Raw genomic sequence first — 17,342 nt, 5'->3', positions numbered from 1 at the left:
TCCAGTTTCGTAACTTATTCCTTATCTCAAGCTAGATAGCCCGAGATAAGGTTTGTTGAATAGTTGAACAAGCCCTGTCGCTTGTTTGAACGGTAACGCTTACTTAGCGCGCACCCTGTAAATGGCGTAGACGGCAAAACTGATGGTTAATATATAAATACTCGCTGAAATCACTGACACCTCCTGGTTAGTTGTTGTGCGGTTACTTTTATCATTATTTCGCGCGGATGTGAACGGCCTTAATGACAAAGGTTTTTGCTTGCATGCAGAGTCTTGTGGTTTGGCCTAGACTAGGGCATTGCCGAACCTATGGAGGATGACGCCGTGACGGACTTGAAACAAACGCCGCTGTACGATCTACATTTGCACTTGGGCGCGAAAATGACGGCGTTTGCCGGTTACCAAATGCCCGTGCAGTATAAAAACGGCATCATCCACGAGCATTTGCACTGCCGCAGTCGAGCCGGCTTTTTCGACATTTCCCATATGGGTCAATGCCAGGTTCTCGGCGACATGGCTGCCGCCGAACTGGAAAAACTGACGCCCGGCGGTATCGTCGATTTGCCAGTCGGTGCGCAAAAGTACACGGTGCTGACCAACGCCGAGGGCGGCGTGATCGACGACATCATCGTCACCCGAATCTACGCGGGCTTGGCGATCATCGTCAATGCCGGCTGCAAGGATAAGGATTTCGCCTATTTGTGCGCTCAGTTATCCGGAAACTGCCGATTCGAGGAATTGGCCGATAGGGCATTGTTTGCGTTGCAAGGACCGGGCGCGGCGGCGGTGATGGCGAAGTTTGCGCCAGCGGCCGTCGGGCTGTCCTTCATGCAGGCTGGCGATACGGAGATAGCCGGCATCGCATGCAATATCAGCCGCAGCGGCTATAGCGGCGAGGACGGTTTTGAAATTTCCTTGCCGCAAGCCGAAGCCGAACGGATTGCGCGTTTATTGCTGGCGGAAGACGGCGTCGAACCGATTGGTCTGGGTGCCCGCGATACCTTGCGGCTGGAAGCGGGCCTTTGCCTGTACGGCCATGAACTCAGCGAGACGATCACGCCGATCGAGGCGGGCCTGCAATGGCTGTTCAAGAAAGGCCATCGCGATTTTCCCGGCGCCGAGAAAATTCTGGCGCAACTTCAAGACGGTGCCGAGCGGATACGAGTGGGTTTACTGATCGACGGCCGAATTCCGGTGCGCGAAGGTTGCGCGATATATGACCAGGACCAACAAGTTGGCTATGTGACCAGCGGCAGTTATTCGCCCAGTTTGAGCCGGCCGGTGGCGATGGCACTGCTGGATCGCCGATTTGCCGCGCATGGCACGGTATTAACCGCCATGGTGCGGAACTCTCCGATCAGCGTCACGGTCAGTCCGCTACCTTTCGTTCCCCATCGTTACCTGAGAAGCTAATCCCATGCCTGTAAAACGCCCCCGTCTCGACCAACTGGAAATGCGCGGTAATTTCATTCAGCGCCATATCGGCCCCAATCCACAGCAAACCCGGGAAATGCTGGCCGAGCTGGGTTTGCAGGATCTGGAAGACATTGTTCAGCGGGTGATTCCGGCCAATATCCTCAATCACGAGCCGCTGAAATTGACCGGCACCATCAGCGAGCGGGCCGTGATCAAATATCTGCGCAACATGCGCGAACGCAACAAGGTGTTGGTGTCGATGATAGGCATGGGCTATAACGACACCATCATGCCGGCGGTCATCAAACGCAACGTGTTGGAAAATCCCGGCTGGTATACCGCTTACACGCCGTATCAGGCGGAGGTGGGGCAGGGTCGGCTGGAGGCTTTGTTGAATTTTCAGCAGATGATCATCGATCTGACTGGCATGGACATCGCCAACGCCTCCTTGCTGGACGAAGCCACTGCGGTAGCCGAAGCGATGACCATGTCGCGGCGCTTGGCGAAAAGTCTTTCCAACAAGGTGTTGATCGATCAAGACTGTCATCCGCAGACTATCGCCGTGGTGAAGACTAGGGCCGGTTCCTTGGGCTATGAAGTCATCGTCGCCGATCCTTTCGACCATCTGGAGCAATACGAGTTTTTTGCACTGATCCTGCAATATCCCGGCTCCAGTGGTGCCGTGCGGGATTTAAGCGAAGTCACAAACATTGCCCATCGCAAATCCGCGCTAGTCACGGTAGCCGCCGACCTGCTGAGTCTGGTGTTATTGAAGCCGCCGGCCGCCTTTGGTGCCGATATTGCGGTCGGCAGCGCCCAGCGTTTCGGCGTGCCTATGGGTTACGGCGGGCCGCATGCGGCGTTTTTTGCGACGCGCGACGAATTCAAGCGCTCCATGCCGGGCCGCTTGATCGGCGTTTCCAAGGATAGCCACGGCCAGATCGCGTTGCGGATGGCCTTGCAGACTCGCGAGCAACACATCCGCCGCGACAAGGCCACCAGCAATATCTGCACTTCGCAGGTTTTGCTGGCGGTGATCGCCAGCTTTTACGCGGTCTATCACGGTGCGGAAGGGCTAAGACTGATCGCTGGCCGGGTACACCGTTACGCGCAGATTCTGGCCGCCGGCCTTGCCAGTAGCGGCCATCAAGTGCTGAGCCGCTGCTATTTCGATACCTTGCAAGTTAGAGTGCCGAACCGGGCCAGGCGCATCGCCGCTCAGGCCGAGGAAGCCGGCATCAATCTGCGGATTGTCGATGCCGACACGCTGGGCTTCTCCCTCGACGAATCGACCACTCGTGAGCATTTAAAAGCATTGTGGCAGGTGTTTGCGCTGCCGATCGCTGAACTGCCGGATATCGGCGCACTGGATGCGACGCTGAACGAGTGCATCCCGGATGCTTTGTTGCGCGACGATGCGATCCTGCAAAACCCGGTGTTTAGTCTGTATCACTCGGAAACCGAGATGATGCGTTACATGCGCAAACTGGCGCGCCGCGATATTGCGTTGGACCGGGCGATGATCCCCTTGGGTTCGTGCACGATGAAACTGAATGCCGCCACCGAGATGCAGGCGATCTCGTTTTACGAATTTGCCGCGATGCATCCTTTCGTGCCGCTGTATCAGGCCCAGGGCTATCAGCAATTGTTTGCCGAGTTGGAAGACATGCTCTGCGACCTGACCGGCTTCGATGCTTTTTCACTGCAACCCAACGCCGGTTCGCAAGGCGAATACACCGGCTTGCTGGTAATACGCAAATACCATCAGGTCAACGGCCAGGGCCAACGCACTATCTGCCTGATTCCAGCCTCCGCGCACGGCACCAATCCGGCCAGCGCCACTTTGGCGGGCTTGACCGTCGTCGTGGTCGCTTGCGACGACCACGGTAACGTCAGCGCCGAGGATTTGCGCGCCAAGGCCATGGCATATCAGGACACGCTGGCGGCACTGATGATTACTTATCCGTCCACCCATGGCGTCTACGAACAAGCGTTTCGCGAGATCTGCGACATCGTCCACCAATACGGTGGTCAGGTGTATATGGACGGCGCTAACTTCAATGCCTTGGTCGGTATCAGTCGGCCGGGACGAATCGGCGCCGACGTGGCGCATTTGAATTTGCACAAGACCTTCAGCATTCCGCACGGTGGCGGCGGCCCCGGCGTCGGGCCGATAGGGGTGGGCGCGCATTTGGCGCCGTTCTTGCCGGATCATCCGGTCATAGAAGGCGTCAATCCGGCGAAGGGCGAGCACGGCACGGTTGGCACCGTGTCGGCGGCGCCGTGGGGCTCTGCGAGTATTTTGACGATTTCCTGGGCCTATATCGCGATGATGGGGGCGACCGGTTTGCGGCGGGCTACGTTGGCGGCGATCATGAATGCCAACTACATCGCTCGCCGGCTGGCGCCGCATTATCCGATTTTGTATGCCGACGCCAACGGCTGGGTGGCGCACGAATGCATCATCGATTGCCGCCAGTTCAAAAAAACCGCCAACGTCACTGTCGAGGACATCGCCAAGCGTCTGATCGATTACGGTTTCCACGCGCCGACCGTGTCGTTTCCGGTGCCGGATACTTTGATGATAGAACCCACCGAAAGCGAAAACAAAACCGAGATCGACCGCTTCTGCGCGGCTTTGATTGCGATTCGGCAGGAGATTCAAGAGATCGAAAACAACTTTGCCGACAGCCATAACAATGTGCTGCACAATGCGCCGCATACCCATCGCTTATTGCTGGAGGAATGGACGCTGCCGTATTCCCGGCAAAAAGCCTTTTTCCCGGACAGCCATCAGCACGACGACAAATATTGGCCGCCGGTCGGCCGCATCGATAACGTCTACGGCGACCGCAACGTGATGTGCAGTTGTCCGACAGATTGGGCCGAACCGTTGGGAGGTTCTCCTGAGTAAAGCGATGCAGGCCTTGGCTTTTGTCGATTTGGAAACCACCGGCGCTTCCGCGACCAAGGACCGTATCACCGAAATCGGCATCGTATTGGTCGATGCCGACGGCGTGCGCGAGTGGAACCAGTTGCTGCATCCGCAAACCCGTATCCCGCTGTTTATCGAACAATTGACCGGCATCAGCAACGAGATGGTCGCCGAGGCGCCAACTTTTGCGCAAGTGGCCGGCGAAGTGGCGGAATTGCTGGAAGGACGCTTGTTCATCGCCCATAACGCCCGTTTCGATTACGGGTTTTTGAAGAACGAGTTCAATCGGATAGGGTTGACCTTCCGGCCCAGCGTGCTGTGTACCGTCAAGCTGTCCCGCGCTTTGTATCCGCAGCATCGTCATCACAACCTGGACAGCCTGATCGAACGCTACCGGCTCAAGGCCAAGGATAGACATAGAGCCTTGGCCGATGCGCAATTGATTCATCAGTTCTGGACCCATCTCGGCGAGAACTTTCCTAAAGAGACTCTCGATGCCACGGTCGAAAAGCTGGTCAACCGCTCCAGCCTGCCGTCGCATATCGACCCGCTATTGATCCACGATTTGCCGGAAGGGCCGGGCGTTTATCTGTTTTACGGCGAGAACGATCTGCCCTTGTACATCGGAAAAAGCGTCAACATTCGCTCGCGGGTGCTGGCGCATTTTGCCGCAGACCACAAGAACAACAAGGAGATGAGTCTGGCCCAGCAATTGCGGCGGATAGACTGGATCGAAACAGCCGGCGAGCTGGGCGCTTTGCTGACCGAGTCCAAATTGATCAAGCAGATGATGCCGGTCCACAACCAACGCTTGCGCCGGAAAAGCGCGTTATGTGCCTGGCAGTTGCAACAGCAGGGCGAACATTTGCGGCCGGTGTTGAGTTGGGCGGATGATCTGGATTTTGGCGAGCAAGACAATCTGTATGGTTTGTATCACAGCTTGCGCGACGCGCAAAAAGCCTTGCGTAGCGTCGCCGATCAACATCAATTGTGTTTGAGCGTGTTGGGTATCGAAAAAACTGCCGCCGGCCGGCCCTGTTTTGCCCATCAATTGAAAAAATGCCGGGGTGCGTGCGTGGCTAAGGAAGCGCCGTTGGTCCATTCCGCGAGATTGATGATCGCGATGAACAAACTCAAACTCGCCAGTTGGCCCTATCCTGGGCCGATAGGCGTCCGCGAGGGCGAGGAGTTGCATGTGTTTGATCGCTGGTGTTATCTGGGTACCGCCAAGCATGCAGCGGACATTCATCAATTACTGGCCGGCGGCCGTCCTGCATTCGATCGCGATACCTATCTGGTGTTGAGTAAGGCTTTGAAAAAAGCCGACATTGTCTCGCTGGTATCGAGTAGCCAAGGCGGCCGCGGGCTGCAAGCCTAGCAGGGGAACGAGTCTTGCAGATGGCGTTTGTAGAACCGGTTTTTGGAGCGCGCGTTCAAAAACGCGTTATACAGGTGTTCCGGCACATGGCAGAAATCCTGGGCTTGCTGGTCTCTGAAAGACACCCGTAATTTATGGGTTTGCTCGTCGTAGCCGATCACATCGATCATGCTGGATTTTACGGATTGCATTTGCATGGTAGCCTCCTGGTGGACGCTGGGACTGTGGCGATAAGGCATGACTACTCGCAAATAGTTCAATCGCGGATTTTCCGCCGGTCAGCTCACTGGAATGGCCTCAGGTTTACGGGGCGATCGAAATTTCCCGCTGCCTGGCGCTTTATTTTGACAATTCGTCTGGAGACTTAACGATGCAAACTGTTTTAATCACCGGCGCCAATCGCGGCTTGGGTCTGGAGTTTTGCCGGCAATACGCCGCCGCCGGTCATCAGGTGATAGCGGCTTGCCGCCATCCGAACAAAGCCGAGCAATTGGCCGAGCTTGCCAAGCAGTACCCGCAAATCCAAATTGAAGCGCTGGAAGTGGCGGATTTCAATCAAATCGATGCGCTGGCGGCAAAACTGGCGGACCGCAAGATCGATGTCTTGCTGAATAACGCCGGTGTCTATGCTGATAAACCGGGGCGCGGTTTCGGGCATATCGATCATCAAGCCTGGACCGCTTCATTGGCCGTCAACGTGATGGCGCCGCTTAAATTGGCCGAGGCATTTTTGCCGCATTTAAAGCGCGGCGACAAACGTTTGATCGTGGCCTTGAGCAGTTTGATGGGCAGCATGACCGACAATACTAGCGGCGGCAGTATCTTGTATCGCTCCGGCAAGGCTGGCTTGAATGCCGCGCTGAAAAGCCTGTCCATCGATTTGCGGCCAACATCGGTTGGCGTATTGATTTTGCATCCGGGCTGGGTCAGAACCGACATGGGCGGGCCGAATGGCCTGATCGATGTCGAGGAAAGCGTGTCCGGCATGCGCCGGGTGATCGATAACTTCAGTCTGGCCGATACCGGCCGCTTTGTTAAGTACGATGGCTCCGCCTTGCCTTGGTAACAGCATTGCCGATGTGCGCTCGCCAAATCGCTAAATAATATTGTCCATCCTTCGCGTGCTGCTTGCCTCGGTGTATCCGGCGCGCCTCTCCGGCAGTTTCCGCGTCCCCTTGGTTTCGCTCATCGTTAGCGCATTTAAATATCGAATCGAAACTTTATTGCTTGCATAAAAATTTCGATTCGATATTATTTGCTCAGCCCCGGCTAGACATTTGTCTATGCCGGTTGCTTAAGTGCGACGCGTAAGAATCGCATCGATAACATCAATGAGCCAAGGGGAGGGTCCTATGCAGACACCCGCCAAATTATTACTGGAAAACAAAGCTTGGTCGGAAGCCATGCTAGGCAGAAAGCCTGACTTTTTTACCAAGCTAGCTAAGGAACAAACTCCCGAATTTTTATGGATAGGCTGTGCCGATAGTCGGGTGCCGGCGGATACCATCGTTAAAGCGCAACCTGGCGAAATATTCGTACACCGCAATATTGCCAATCAAGTCGTGACGACCGATTTCAACGGACTGAGCGTGTTGCAGTATGCGGTTAACGTACTGAAGGTTAAGCATGTAATCGTCTGCGGCCATTACGGCTGCGGCGGTATCGAAACCGCTTTGCAAGCGCAACATGAGGAGCTGGCGATCGCCAATAAATGGCTGGCGCATATCAAGGAAATCTATCGGCTGTATCAGGACGAACTGGATGGCTTACCGCCCGAAAAAAGGAGCAACCGGTTAGTCGAATGGAATGTCGTCGAACAGGTCCAGCGTCTGGCGCATAGCTCTATCATGCAATCGGCCTGGATGTCCGGTCAAAAAATCAGTTTGCATGGTTGGGTATACGGGCTAAACGACGGCTTGCTCGACGAATTGGTGCAGATCGACGATAGCGCGCCAATTCACAAAATCTATCGATACGCCCATTGAGGCTGTCCGTTAATAGACCGGAGATTGCGATATGAAAACGCACTTGGACTACTATCTGAAATATTTACGTCAGGATTTTTCGGCCAGCATCGTGGTGTTTTTGGTGGCCTTGCCTTTATGTCTGGGGATTGCGCTGGCGTCCGGCGCGCCGCTGTTTGCCGGGATTATTTCCGGCATGGTGGGCGGTATGGTGGTGGCCTGGTTCAGCGGCTCGCAGCTTAGCGTGTCCGGGCCGGCGGCGGGCTTGACGGTGATCGTCTTCAATGCCATCGAAACGCTGGGCAGTTTCAAGGCATTTTTATTGAGCCTGGTGATCGCTGGCATCATGCAAATGGCGCTGGGTTTTCTTAGGGCAGGCATGATCGGCACGTTTTTTCCGTCTTCGGTGATCAAAGGCATGCTGGCGGCGATCGGTATGATTCTGATCATTAAACAAACCCCGCATGCTACCGGTTACGACGCGGGTTACGTGGGCGATGAAAGCTATATGCAGGAAACCGCCAGATCCAGTTTTCTGGATTTTGCCCAGTCGTTACATGGCATTTCGCCCGGTGCCACGTTGGTCAGCGTGGTGGCTTTGCTGATTCTGATCGTTTGGGAAAGCGGCTTGGTGAAACGCTTTGATCTATTGCGGATTATTCCCGGGCCGTTATTGGCGGTTACCTGGGGTGTGGCTTTCAATACCTGGGCCTTGCGATTCGCCCCAGAGTGGGCTATCAGCGAAAAATATCTGGTGTCGCTGCCGGAGCTGGGAAGTACCAGCAACTTCGTCAATCAATTGCGGCTGCCGGATTTCAGTTATTTCATTAATCCCCAGATATACAGCGTGGCGACGACGCTGGCGATCATCGCCAGCCTGGAAACCCTGTTAAGCGTCGAAGCAGTGGATAAGCTGGATCCACATAAACGAATTTCGCCTACCAATCGCGAACTCAAGGCCCAAGGCTTGGGCAATATTGTCAGCGGCATGATTGGGGGCTTGCCGATCACCGCAGTGATTGTCCGCAGTTCCGCCAACATCAACGCTGGCGGCCAAACCCGGATAGCCTGTTTCTTTCACGGCGTGTTGTTGATGGTTAGCGTGCTGTTTTTTGCGCATTATCTGAACAAAATTCCGTTGGCTTGTCTGGCGGCGATTTTGCTGCAAACCGGTTACAAACTGGCCAAACCGATGATGTTCGTCGAGTTCTATAAAAAAGGCTTGAATCAGTTTGTGCCGTTCAGCATCACCGTGCTGGCGATTCTGTGCACCGATTTGTTGGAAGGTATCGCGATAGGCATGGCGTGCGGCATTTTCTTCGTATTGCGGGCCAATTTTCATGTGGCGATGTCTCTGACCCAACACGGTTCGCATTACCTCCTCAGGCTGCACAAGGATGTGTCTTTTTTGAATAAAGCGCTGTTACGCCATTATCTGAGCAGTATTGCCGACGACAGTGAATTGATCATCGATGGCGACAAGGCGCTGTTCATCGATCACGATATTCTGGAAACCATCGCCGACTTCTTGCAGGCCGCGCCGGATCGTAATATCGACGTCGAATTGCGCGGCTTTGCGTTGGAATCTCAGACGCTTGAATACGAGGGAGCGTTCGTACCCAGGCTGGTCGCTGCGGCCGGCCATGCCTGACCTTGCGTAAGTCCGTAACGCAATAATCAATTCAGCTCATTTTCATGCCAGCCGAACCGACCAAGTCGGTCCGGCTGTCGGTAAGGTCTTGCACTTGAATCATCATGAATCGTCTAGGTTTACCTGGGATCGCCTGGATTTTGGCGCATGTTTTATCGGCGGTATCAGCTTGTACGTGGGCCGATGCTGAGCTGCCTGAGGCCGACCAAGGTTTGTTCGATCTGATCCCGGCACAGAACTCTGAACAAGGGTCTGCGCCTGAAAAAGGGAATCTGAAATGGGGCGGTTGGCTGAATGCCGGCATTAGTTACAACGCCAATCAGCCGGCCGATCGATTCAATGGCCCGGTGAGTTTTTCCGATCGGGCCGGCGAACTGCAACTGAACCAGTGGTATCAATTTCTGGAACGTAGTGTTTCCACCGATGCAGACCAGTGGCGTTGGGGCGGCCGCTTGGATTTTATGTTCGGCAGCGATGCATTTTATACCCGCTCGATGGGCGACCCGGCCAATCATTGGGACTCGCACCTTTTACATCAGCGCATCTACGGTATCGCCTTTCCGCAAGCCTATCTGGAACTGTCCGCGCCGCTAGGTCGTGGGCTGCGGCTTAAATTCGGCGAATTTTACACGCTGATCGGCAACGAAGCGGTCAGCGCGCCCGACAATTTCTTTTACTCGCATTCCTATAGCATGCAGTTCGGCGAGCCGTTCTCGCATACCGGCATGCTGGCCAGTTATTCTGTCAACGACAATCTCGAACTAAAAGCCGGTGCTGTGACGGGTAGCCCCTATGCCGGCTGGGACGGCAGCTTTCAGCATCGTTTGGAAAATTGGGGATTTATTGGCGGCGTTAACTGGACGCAGCCCAAAACAGGTAGCTCGCTGGCAGTGAGCGGTGCGCACGGTAGTTTGAGCGGAGCCGTGGCGCAGGACGTCAATTTGTACAGCGTGGTTTTGAAGCAAGACATTGGCGAGCGCTGGCATGTCACCTTACAACACGATTACGGCTGGGTTAGTAAGGCCCGCGGTGTCCATGGCGCGGAGTGGTATGGCGTGGTCGGTTATTTAAATTACGATCTGTTGGACGACGTGGGTTTGGGCTTGCGTCTGGAAGGGTTTCGCGACGATGACGGTGCTCGGGTTGGCGTACCCGCGCGCAAGCCGACCATGACAGGACAGGCGGCTAATTATTATGCCGCTACCCTTGGTGCAAACTGGAAACCCTGGCCCTGGCTGACCTTGCGGCCTAGCGTGCGTTACGATGTCAGTGACGGTTGGCGGGCTTTCGATGTTGGAACCAGTCATCGTCAATTATTAGTGTCGACGGATCTGCTGCTGATGTTCTGACGATGGGCTGTTACGGGCCGGATATTGAATGGTGTTCGGAGGCGTCAAAAAGACGCGATTACACTATTGCGCCCGGTATTCTTGGCTTGATAAAGCGCGGTATCAGCCTCCTGCAAAATGCTTTCCACGGATGCCTGAGGCGTGGCCATGGTGGCGACGCCGATCGATACGGTGAACTGGATGGGCTGATCCTGGTTGTCCCATACCACGCGAGTATTCTCGATTTCCTGGCGCAAGCGCTGCGCGACTTCCAGTGCCCGTTCGCCGGCTGTTTCCGGTAGCAAAATGGCGAATTCTTCGCCGCCCATGCGGCCGATCACATCGACTTCGCGCAGGATGTTTTTGCAGACGGTCGCGAACTTTTGCAGCACCAGATCGCCGGCCTTGTGGCCATAGGTATCGTTGATATTTTTAAAGAAATCGATATCCATCATCAGCATGGATAGCCAATTATCGTAACGTTGCGCGCGGGCGATCTCCAGTTCGGCCAGTTCCAGAAAATGCCGGCGGTTGGCCAGTCCGGTCAGGAAATCGCTTTTGGCCTGATGTTCCAGTTCTTGCAGTAAGTTGATGCGCTCGGTAATGTCACGGGTGACGCCGACCAGCGCCTTGACCTTGCCGTGTTCGTCGAATAGTGGCGCGGCATGCGTATCCAGCCAGTAACGGCTGCCGCGTTTGCCCTCGATGATGAACTCCAGCGATCCGGATTTACCCAGAAACACCTGGCGGTGCAACTTTAAAAATAGCGGCCGGAATTCGGGCAGGAGGAAGTTGATCAGGCCGTATTCGCGGGCTTCCTCGACGCTGTCGACTTCCAGCAGTTTCAAACCGGCTGGATTCATCTCCAGCAGTTGCCCATCCTTGGCGACCACTTTCACGCATTCCGGTTCGCTGCGCAGGATGGTATCCAAGTACTCGGTTTTCTCTTTTAAAGCCTGCTCAAACGCTTTGCGTTCGGAGATGTCGCGCACCAGCGCGCAGTTATATTCCAGGCCGCCGTATTCGAAATAGTTGGCGACGATTTCGGTGGGAAAAATAATCCCGTCGCGACGCTTATGACAGGATTCAAAGCGTAGCGTCTTGTTTTGTTTAAGTGCCTGCCAATGTTCCGGCCATTGCGAGAACGGAAAAAACGCGTCGATATCGGCCACCGTGAGTTGGAGCATTTCTTCACGAGAGTAGCCGAGTTTGCGACAGGCTGGTTGGTTGGCATCCAGAATCCGTCCATTTTTGCCGATCCAAAATATGTCTTCCCCAGCATGGTCGAGGCTAAATTGCCGGAAGCGGATGGTTTCTTCGATTTGCTTGCGTTCGGTGATGTCGGTCATCATGCCGATGTAACCAAGGAATTGGTTGTGTTCGCCATAGCGCGGCTTGCCGACATCGATAAACCAATGGTATTCGCCGTCGCGGCCGCGCAAACGGTATTCCATTTGGAAGGGTTGGCGAGTATCGAAATGGGAGGTGTAAATTTCCAGGCTATGCTGTAAGTCATCCGGATGCACGCCTTCGGTCCAACCGCTGCCATGCTCTTGCTCCAGGCTACGGCCCGTGTAATCGAGCCAGGTCTTGTTAAACCAGCTACAACCTTTATCGGTTTCGGCGACCCAGATTAATACCGGGGCGGAATCGGCGAGACTTCGAAAACGCGCCTCGCTTTCTTGCAGGGAGGCTTCGAAAATTTTATGTTCGCTGACGTCCTGCAAGGCGCCGAACAACCGGTGTTGGCCCCGGCTGTTGCTATCTTCCTCGACCTCGGCATAACTGCACAGATGGCGCAACGATCCGTCGCGATGGCGGATACGCAGCACGATTTCGCTGGATTGGCCGGGCTTCAGGGCAGTGATATGGCTGGCGAAAAGCGGCAGATCGTCTTCAATCACAAAGCTGCACCAGCAACCGAGACTCATCAATTCTTCGATTGGATGGCCGAACAGATGTTCCGCATTACCGCCGATCCACTCGATTCTGAACAGGCCGTCCTCGGCCCGATGGCAGGAATAAATCAGGTCGCTGGTCAGCTCCAGGATACGGCGGGAGCGGTTTTCGCTTTCGCGCAATGCAATTTCGGTGTGTTTACGATCGGTAATGTCGCGAATGATCGCGACAAAATAATGTTTGCTTTCGCTTTCCCAGGTGTTAAGCGATATTTCGACCGGAATCTCGATGCCGTCGCGACGCAGGCCGGTCAATTCAAGGGGATGGCCAAAATGCGTACCGCTTCCGCCTTGGAGAATGCGTTGCATCGCCGAGCTATGAGCCTCACGGAACCGTTCGGGAATGATGGTGGTGATGGATTGATTGATAATCTCGGACTGCCTGTAGCCAAAGATGCGCTCCGCGCCTTCGTTCCAAAATAGAATTTTATCGTCGGCCGTGGCAAGAATGATGGCATCGGTTGCCGTGGTCGCCAGATAACGGAAGCTCTGTTCCGAAGAGGCCAGACGTGTCTGTTCCAGTTCCAGCGTACAGGCCATGTCATCAAATGCCTGGCCGATAACGCCAAATTCGCCGGGCAGGGTGCCGACGCGGCCTGAAAGCACTCCGCCGGCCAGATGATTGATGCCGGATTTTAACGAGGCTAATGGTCGTAGGACGTCGCGACGAATGACAAAGCCCACCGCCGACCAAAGCAGTAGCAAGGTGCAGCCGGTCCACGCTAAGGTGAATAAAAAACCGTGTCGGAGTTGTGCCTGTATGGTTCGGGCCGGAATCTTGATGCTGAGGATGCCGCGCAGTTCGCCTACTTGATAGTCGTATGCCGTATCGTACAAGTCACGGATGGTGTCTGGCGCCTGATTGCGATCGCCGTGGCATTGCAGACAATACTGCTCGATCCAGATTGGCCGGGCGTAGTGATAGTAAGGTTCGCCATTTGCAGAGGTAAATGCCACGAAGCGAAGCTCGGCTTTCGGGTGTTGGCGAAAATACTCGATCGCCGACATTTCCGTCTCGTCGGCTTTTTGGGTCAAATTGCGTGGCTGATCGCTGACATTGTTGAAGGAGAAACCGGTCTTGTCCCAGTTTGTCAGATCCCTGGAAATCTGACTGAGTGCGTGAGCCGGTAAAAAACCGATGGTTTTTTCGTTGAGCGGTAAGCCACTGTCGATGAATTGATGATGATAGACGCGCCGGGTCGCCATCAACACACTACGCACCTGGTCGGCGGACGCCAGCAAATTGGCTTCGGCCGCGGCTTTTTCGGCTTGATAGCTAAGCGTGGCGAACAGGATAAATCCGATACCCAGCGTCAAGCCAATCAGAAGGTGGATGCGGTGTTTCAGACTCATCGAGTTTATGGTTACATCCTTGGCGACGCGGGAGCCGTTGCTGCTGCCAGGGTTCAGCGTGATGGCGCCATCCAAAGCAGACAATAATCGTTAGCTAATCACAATGTAGCGACTTAATCATAGACCAATGTGGATGTCGCTAACAGACCCGCTATGCTGTTCGAGGCGATTCATTCGGTATATGTACAAACTAGACGCTAGCCTAACTGGCACTAAACTGTTTAATATTGCCACGGATAGCGTAGTTTGAAGTGTCGCGTAAACCGGGTGAATTTGTATCAGTTATGTTGTCGCCTCACATCTGCCCGATATTCTCGCAGAAAAATGCGTTCCGCTGATTCAAACAATTTCTCGGGCATGATCAACCAATAAGGTTTTAAGAGCATGAAAAATAATAATAACGTTCAATTAACCGTCACCATTTCTGATCCTGATTTAGATGTCGAGGAATTACAGCAAACTGTAGAACGTTTACTTCCACAAATACGGGAAGTTGACGGTGTGGAAGCGGCGGATCTCGTTATCTCCGAAGATGCGCCGGAGGGTTCGAAAGCAGTCGGTGGATTTCTGCTAGGAATGCTGACTGCGGAGGTTAGTCTCGCCAATATAAAAAAACTGATAAATTTCCTGGGAGATCGCCTGGGGGGCAAACAAATCGAATTGATGGTTAAGGCAAAGGACGGTCGAGAGCTGAGTTTGAAAGCCGGCAGTCAGGCAGAGTTTGACTACGCTTTTCAAAAAGCCCAAGAATTTTTAAATTCATAGCAGAGGTCATTGGCATGGCTAAAATAGCTTTACTGATCGGAGTTAGCGATTACGAGCCTGGTCTGAATGCCTTGCCTGGCGCCGTTAAGGATGTTGATGCCCTGCAGCAGGTGTTAAAACGTAACGATATCGGTGAGTTTGTCGAGTCGGATATCACCGTTTTAAAAAGCCCTGACCGCCAAAAAATGGAAGAAGAGATCGAGAAGCTTTTTGCCGGCCGACAAAAAGACGATCTGATATTGCTTTATTTTTCCGGTCACGGCGTCAAAGACGATACCGGCAGGCTCTACCTGGCGACACGTTACACGCGCAAGACGCCGCGCGGCGAATTGATCCGCTCTTCGGCGGTGGCGGCTGGTTTTATCCACGAAAACATGGATCGCAGCCGCAGCAAGCGCCAGGTCGTGATTCTGGACAGCTGCTTCAGTGGCGCTTTTGCCGAAGGCCTGTCTGCCAAAGACGACGGCAGCGTAAACATTGCCGCACAACTGGGAGGTGAAGGGCGCGCGGTTCTCACTTCATCCACGTCAACGCAATATTCTTTCGAGCAACAAGACGCTGATTTATCTGTCTACACCCGCTTTCTGATCGACGGCATGGCGACTGGCGCGGCCGACTCGAATGGTGACGGCTTCGTATCGATTGGCGAATTGCATGAGTATGCCAGTCAAAAAGTCAGGGAAATTCAGCCAGCGATGAAACCGGAGATTTATCCGGGCAAAGAGGGCTACACAATCCGGCTCACAAAAACGCCGCCCGTCGATCCCAGAGAACAATACGCCCAGGAAGTCAGACGCTATGTGACTCGTGGAGATGTCAGCTTTGTCGGACGCAAGATTTTAGATGCCTTGAAAACCCGCACCCGACTATCGGACACCGAAGCCAAAGCTATCGAAGATGACATTTTAGCCGAAGCCCGCCAGGACTTCCGAGAACGCTTACTACGCTACGAATGTGACTTCACCGAAGCGCTACAACAGGATACGCCGCTCAGCGGCGTGGAGTTGAAAACGCTGACCGAAAATCTTCAGCAGATATTGGTGTTGAGAAACGAAGATACGCAAGCTATCGAGGACAACGTCCGAGCAAAAATCGCCACTTACCAGCAACACTTATCTGAATACCGGCAGGCGTTGAGTCGGGCGATGAACGGCGAAAATCCTTTGAGCGAAAAATCCCGGCGTCAATTGCAAAAGATGCGCCGGGAATGGGAGTTGGCGGATAAAGACGTATCCCGAATTGAAAAGCAAGTTACCGTCGAGATTGCCGAGTATCAAAAAAAATTGCGGCAATACGAACAGACGCTGGCGGACACTTTACAGCAGTACAATCCTCTTAACGACTCGCAACGTCAGGCATTGCTTCAGGAACAACATCAACTGGGTTTGAACCCTGCCGATGTCGAAGTCATAGAAAACCGCATCATTGGCGAATTTGCAGCTTATGGGCAAAAGTTGCAGGATTATGAACAGACTATGCGGGAGACGATCAGGCGTGAATCGCCGTTGAGCGATGAGAGTTGGGAGGAATTGAATCGCTATCAACGAGTCTTGGAACTGAAGGACGAGGATGCGGCCAGCATTAAGGTGCGGATTATTTCAGAGCACATCGCCACGCCGGATGAGGATATTGAAGCGCTTTCCGAGGAAAATCAGGGATTGGAACCGGATGTCGTTACCGAACCTGATACTCCAGAAACGCATGTATCGGGTCCGTCGACTGAGGTTGTTCCCGAGGAAGGCGATTTGGGAACCGCTCAGGAGATGGATTCTCCCGAGAATCTGCGACTATATCAGCAAGAACTGCTAGCAATCGTTCAGGCCGGCGAAACACTGGACGCCAATCACGTTCGCTATCGCCTGACTAAGTTGCAACAAACTTTGGCACTCTCCGATTCGGCAATCGCCGGCATTCAGGCGAAAGTTAAACCGCAGACGGCAGACTGCGAAGTACAGCCTCCATCAGATATCGTGGACGGGCATAAACGACCCAAAAGCGTTAGACGGCGATGGATGTTGTTTGGGAATGGGCTGATGGGTTTGATATTAACTTTCGTCGCACAATGTAGTTTTACGCTGTTTACGATTGGTGCTGCACTATTGCTGACTGTCAGTGGTTATGAAATTTTTTTTGGTGAACCGGAGACTCTGCCGGTCTGGAGACGTTGGACAATGCGGCTGGGATTAACTCTCAGCATTCCGTGGCTGATTACCATGATCAATCTTTATTACACTAATCGCATTGGCTGGAACGGCGAGTTAGCTTGTTTTGATTCTTCGATATACAGCTTAGTAGGTTTCATTCCATATCTCATATTTGTCTTCATCGGCCGCTGGTAGGCGATACCCGATACCTTGGTTGGTCTATGCCTGTTCGGTCTAGTGTGCCCGCAACATTTAAGCATTTAAGCATGGAATCAACGCAGTCCCCGCCGATTCAGGCCGTCAGTGCAGCCGATAATTTACCGTAACAAATTGTTATTTTTGGAAAACAAGACCCTCCTCTCAATAGTCCGTCTTTTTTTTACGTTTAATTCTGCACCAGGGATTTTGGTCTGAACAAGTCGCATTATCCGTTTTTTAAGGCATAGCCTT

11 protein-coding genes are annotated in these 17,342 nt (G+C 53.8%); 9 read left to right on the top strand and 2 right to left on the bottom strand.

Features of this window, described 5'->3' with window-relative positions; translation table 11 throughout:
• Positions 1-324 precede the first annotated feature (324 nt).
• The 3 genes from gcvT to QZJ86_RS16505 are packed head-to-tail and all read left to right on the top strand — an operon-like array spanning position 325 to position 5,729.
• Positions 325-1,413, top strand: coding sequence for a glycine cleavage system aminomethyltransferase GcvT (gene gcvT / locus QZJ86_RS16515; protein WP_301671575.1), 1,089 nt, complete (start codon positions 325-327; stop codon positions 1,411-1,413).
• Positions 1,414-1,417: 4 nt separating this feature from the next.
• Entirely contained in the window at positions 1,418-4,330 is a 2,913-nt protein-coding gene (gcvP, locus tag QZJ86_RS16510) for an aminomethyl-transferring glycine dehydrogenase (protein WP_301671574.1), read from the top strand.
• Between the two features lie 4 nt (positions 4,331-4,334).
• A complete protein-coding gene (locus QZJ86_RS16505) occupies positions 4,335-5,729 on the top strand; it encodes a 3'-5' exonuclease family protein (protein ID WP_301671573.1) in 1,395 nt (464 codons plus the stop codon).
• Here the strand turns inward: QZJ86_RS16505 and QZJ86_RS16500 are convergent.
• A complete protein-coding gene (locus QZJ86_RS16500) occupies positions 5,726-5,926 on the bottom strand; it encodes a KTSC domain-containing protein (RefSeq protein WP_301671572.1) in 201 nt (66 codons plus the stop codon). The two genes, QZJ86_RS16505 and QZJ86_RS16500, sit on opposite strands and share 4 nt — an antisense overlap.
• Before the next feature lie 173 nt (positions 5,927-6,099).
• On the opposite strand from QZJ86_RS16500, the gene QZJ86_RS16495 reads away from it, so the two are divergent.
• The 4 genes from QZJ86_RS16495 to QZJ86_RS16480 all read left to right on the top strand — a co-directional run bounded on the left by QZJ86_RS16495 (position 6,100) and on the right by QZJ86_RS16480 (position 10,693).
• Positions 6,100-6,795, top strand: coding sequence for an SDR family oxidoreductase (locus tag QZJ86_RS16495; protein WP_301671570.1), 696 nt, complete (start codon positions 6,100-6,102; stop codon positions 6,793-6,795).
• A gap of 286 nt (positions 6,796-7,081) precedes the next feature.
• Positions 7,082-7,714, top strand: a complete 633-nt coding sequence (can, locus tag QZJ86_RS16490; RefSeq protein WP_301671569.1) for a carbonate dehydratase — start codon at positions 7,082-7,084, stop codon at positions 7,712-7,714.
• A gap of 31 nt (positions 7,715-7,745) precedes the next feature.
• Positions 7,746-9,344 (top strand): SulP family inorganic anion transporter, encoded by a 1,599-nt coding sequence (locus QZJ86_RS16485; RefSeq protein ID WP_301671568.1) that lies wholly within the window; start codon positions 7,746-7,748, stop codon positions 9,342-9,344.
• A gap of 104 nt (positions 9,345-9,448) precedes the next feature.
• Positions 9,449-10,693, top strand: a complete 1,245-nt coding sequence (locus tag QZJ86_RS16480) for a porin (protein ID WP_301671567.1) — start codon at positions 9,449-9,451, stop codon at positions 10,691-10,693.
• 44 nt (positions 10,694-10,737) lie between these two features.
• Here the strand turns inward: QZJ86_RS16480 and QZJ86_RS16475 are convergent, their stop codons facing one another.
• The gene (locus tag QZJ86_RS16475; protein WP_301671566.1) at positions 10,738-14,067 is read right to left on the bottom strand and encodes a PAS domain S-box protein; all 3,330 of its coding nucleotides are present in this window, start codon (positions 14,065-14,067) and stop codon (positions 10,738-10,740) included.
• A gap of 300 nt (positions 14,068-14,367) precedes the next feature.
• On the opposite strand from QZJ86_RS16475, the gene QZJ86_RS16470 reads away from it, so the two are divergent.
• Complete coding sequence (locus QZJ86_RS16470) at positions 14,368-14,748, top strand: hypothetical protein (RefSeq protein WP_301671565.1); 381 nt, start codon at positions 14,368-14,370, stop codon at positions 14,746-14,748.
• Positions 14,749-14,762: 14 nt separating this feature from the next.
• Positions 14,763-17,087: a caspase, EACC1-associated type gene (locus QZJ86_RS16465; protein WP_301671564.1), complete on the top strand. Its 2,325-nt coding sequence runs from the start codon at positions 14,763-14,765 to the stop codon at positions 17,085-17,087.
• Positions 17,088-17,342 lie beyond the last annotated feature (255 nt).

The sequence above is a fragment of the Methylomonas montana genome, from assembly GCF_030490285.1.
Classification (GTDB): Bacteria; Pseudomonadota; Gammaproteobacteria; order Methylococcales; family Methylomonadaceae; genus Methylomonas; species Methylomonas montana.
This window is presented reverse-complemented; position numbering and strand designations above follow the sequence as displayed.

Bases quoted from the DNA above. Each gene is read 5' to 3' on its own strand.
- QZJ86_RS16500 (WP_301671572.1), bottom strand. From the start codon at position 5,926: ATGCAAATGCAATCCGTAAAATCCAGCATGATCGATGTGATCGGCTAC.
- QZJ86_RS16480 (WP_301671567.1), top strand. From the start codon at position 9,449: ATGAATCGTCTAGGTTTACCTGGGATCGCCTGGATTTTGGCGCATGTT.
- QZJ86_RS16505 (WP_301671573.1), top strand. From the start codon at position 4,335: ATGCAGGCCTTGGCTTTTGTCGATTTGGAAACCACCGGCGCTTCCGCG.
- QZJ86_RS16485 (WP_301671568.1), top strand. From the start codon at position 7,746: ATGAAAACGCACTTGGACTACTATCTGAAATATTTACGTCAGGATTTT.
- gcvP (WP_301671574.1), top strand. From the start codon at position 1,418: ATGCCTGTAAAACGCCCCCGTCTCGACCAACTGGAAATGCGCGGTAAT.
- QZJ86_RS16465 (WP_301671564.1), top strand. From the start codon at position 14,763: ATGGCTAAAATAGCTTTACTGATCGGAGTTAGCGATTACGAGCCTGGT.
- QZJ86_RS16470 (WP_301671565.1), top strand. From the start codon at position 14,368: ATGAAAAATAATAATAACGTTCAATTAACCGTCACCATTTCTGATCCT.
- QZJ86_RS16495 (WP_301671570.1), top strand. From the start codon at position 6,100: ATGCAAACTGTTTTAATCACCGGCGCCAATCGCGGCTTGGGTCTGGAG.
- can (WP_301671569.1), top strand. From the start codon at position 7,082: ATGCAGACACCCGCCAAATTATTACTGGAAAACAAAGCTTGGTCGGAA.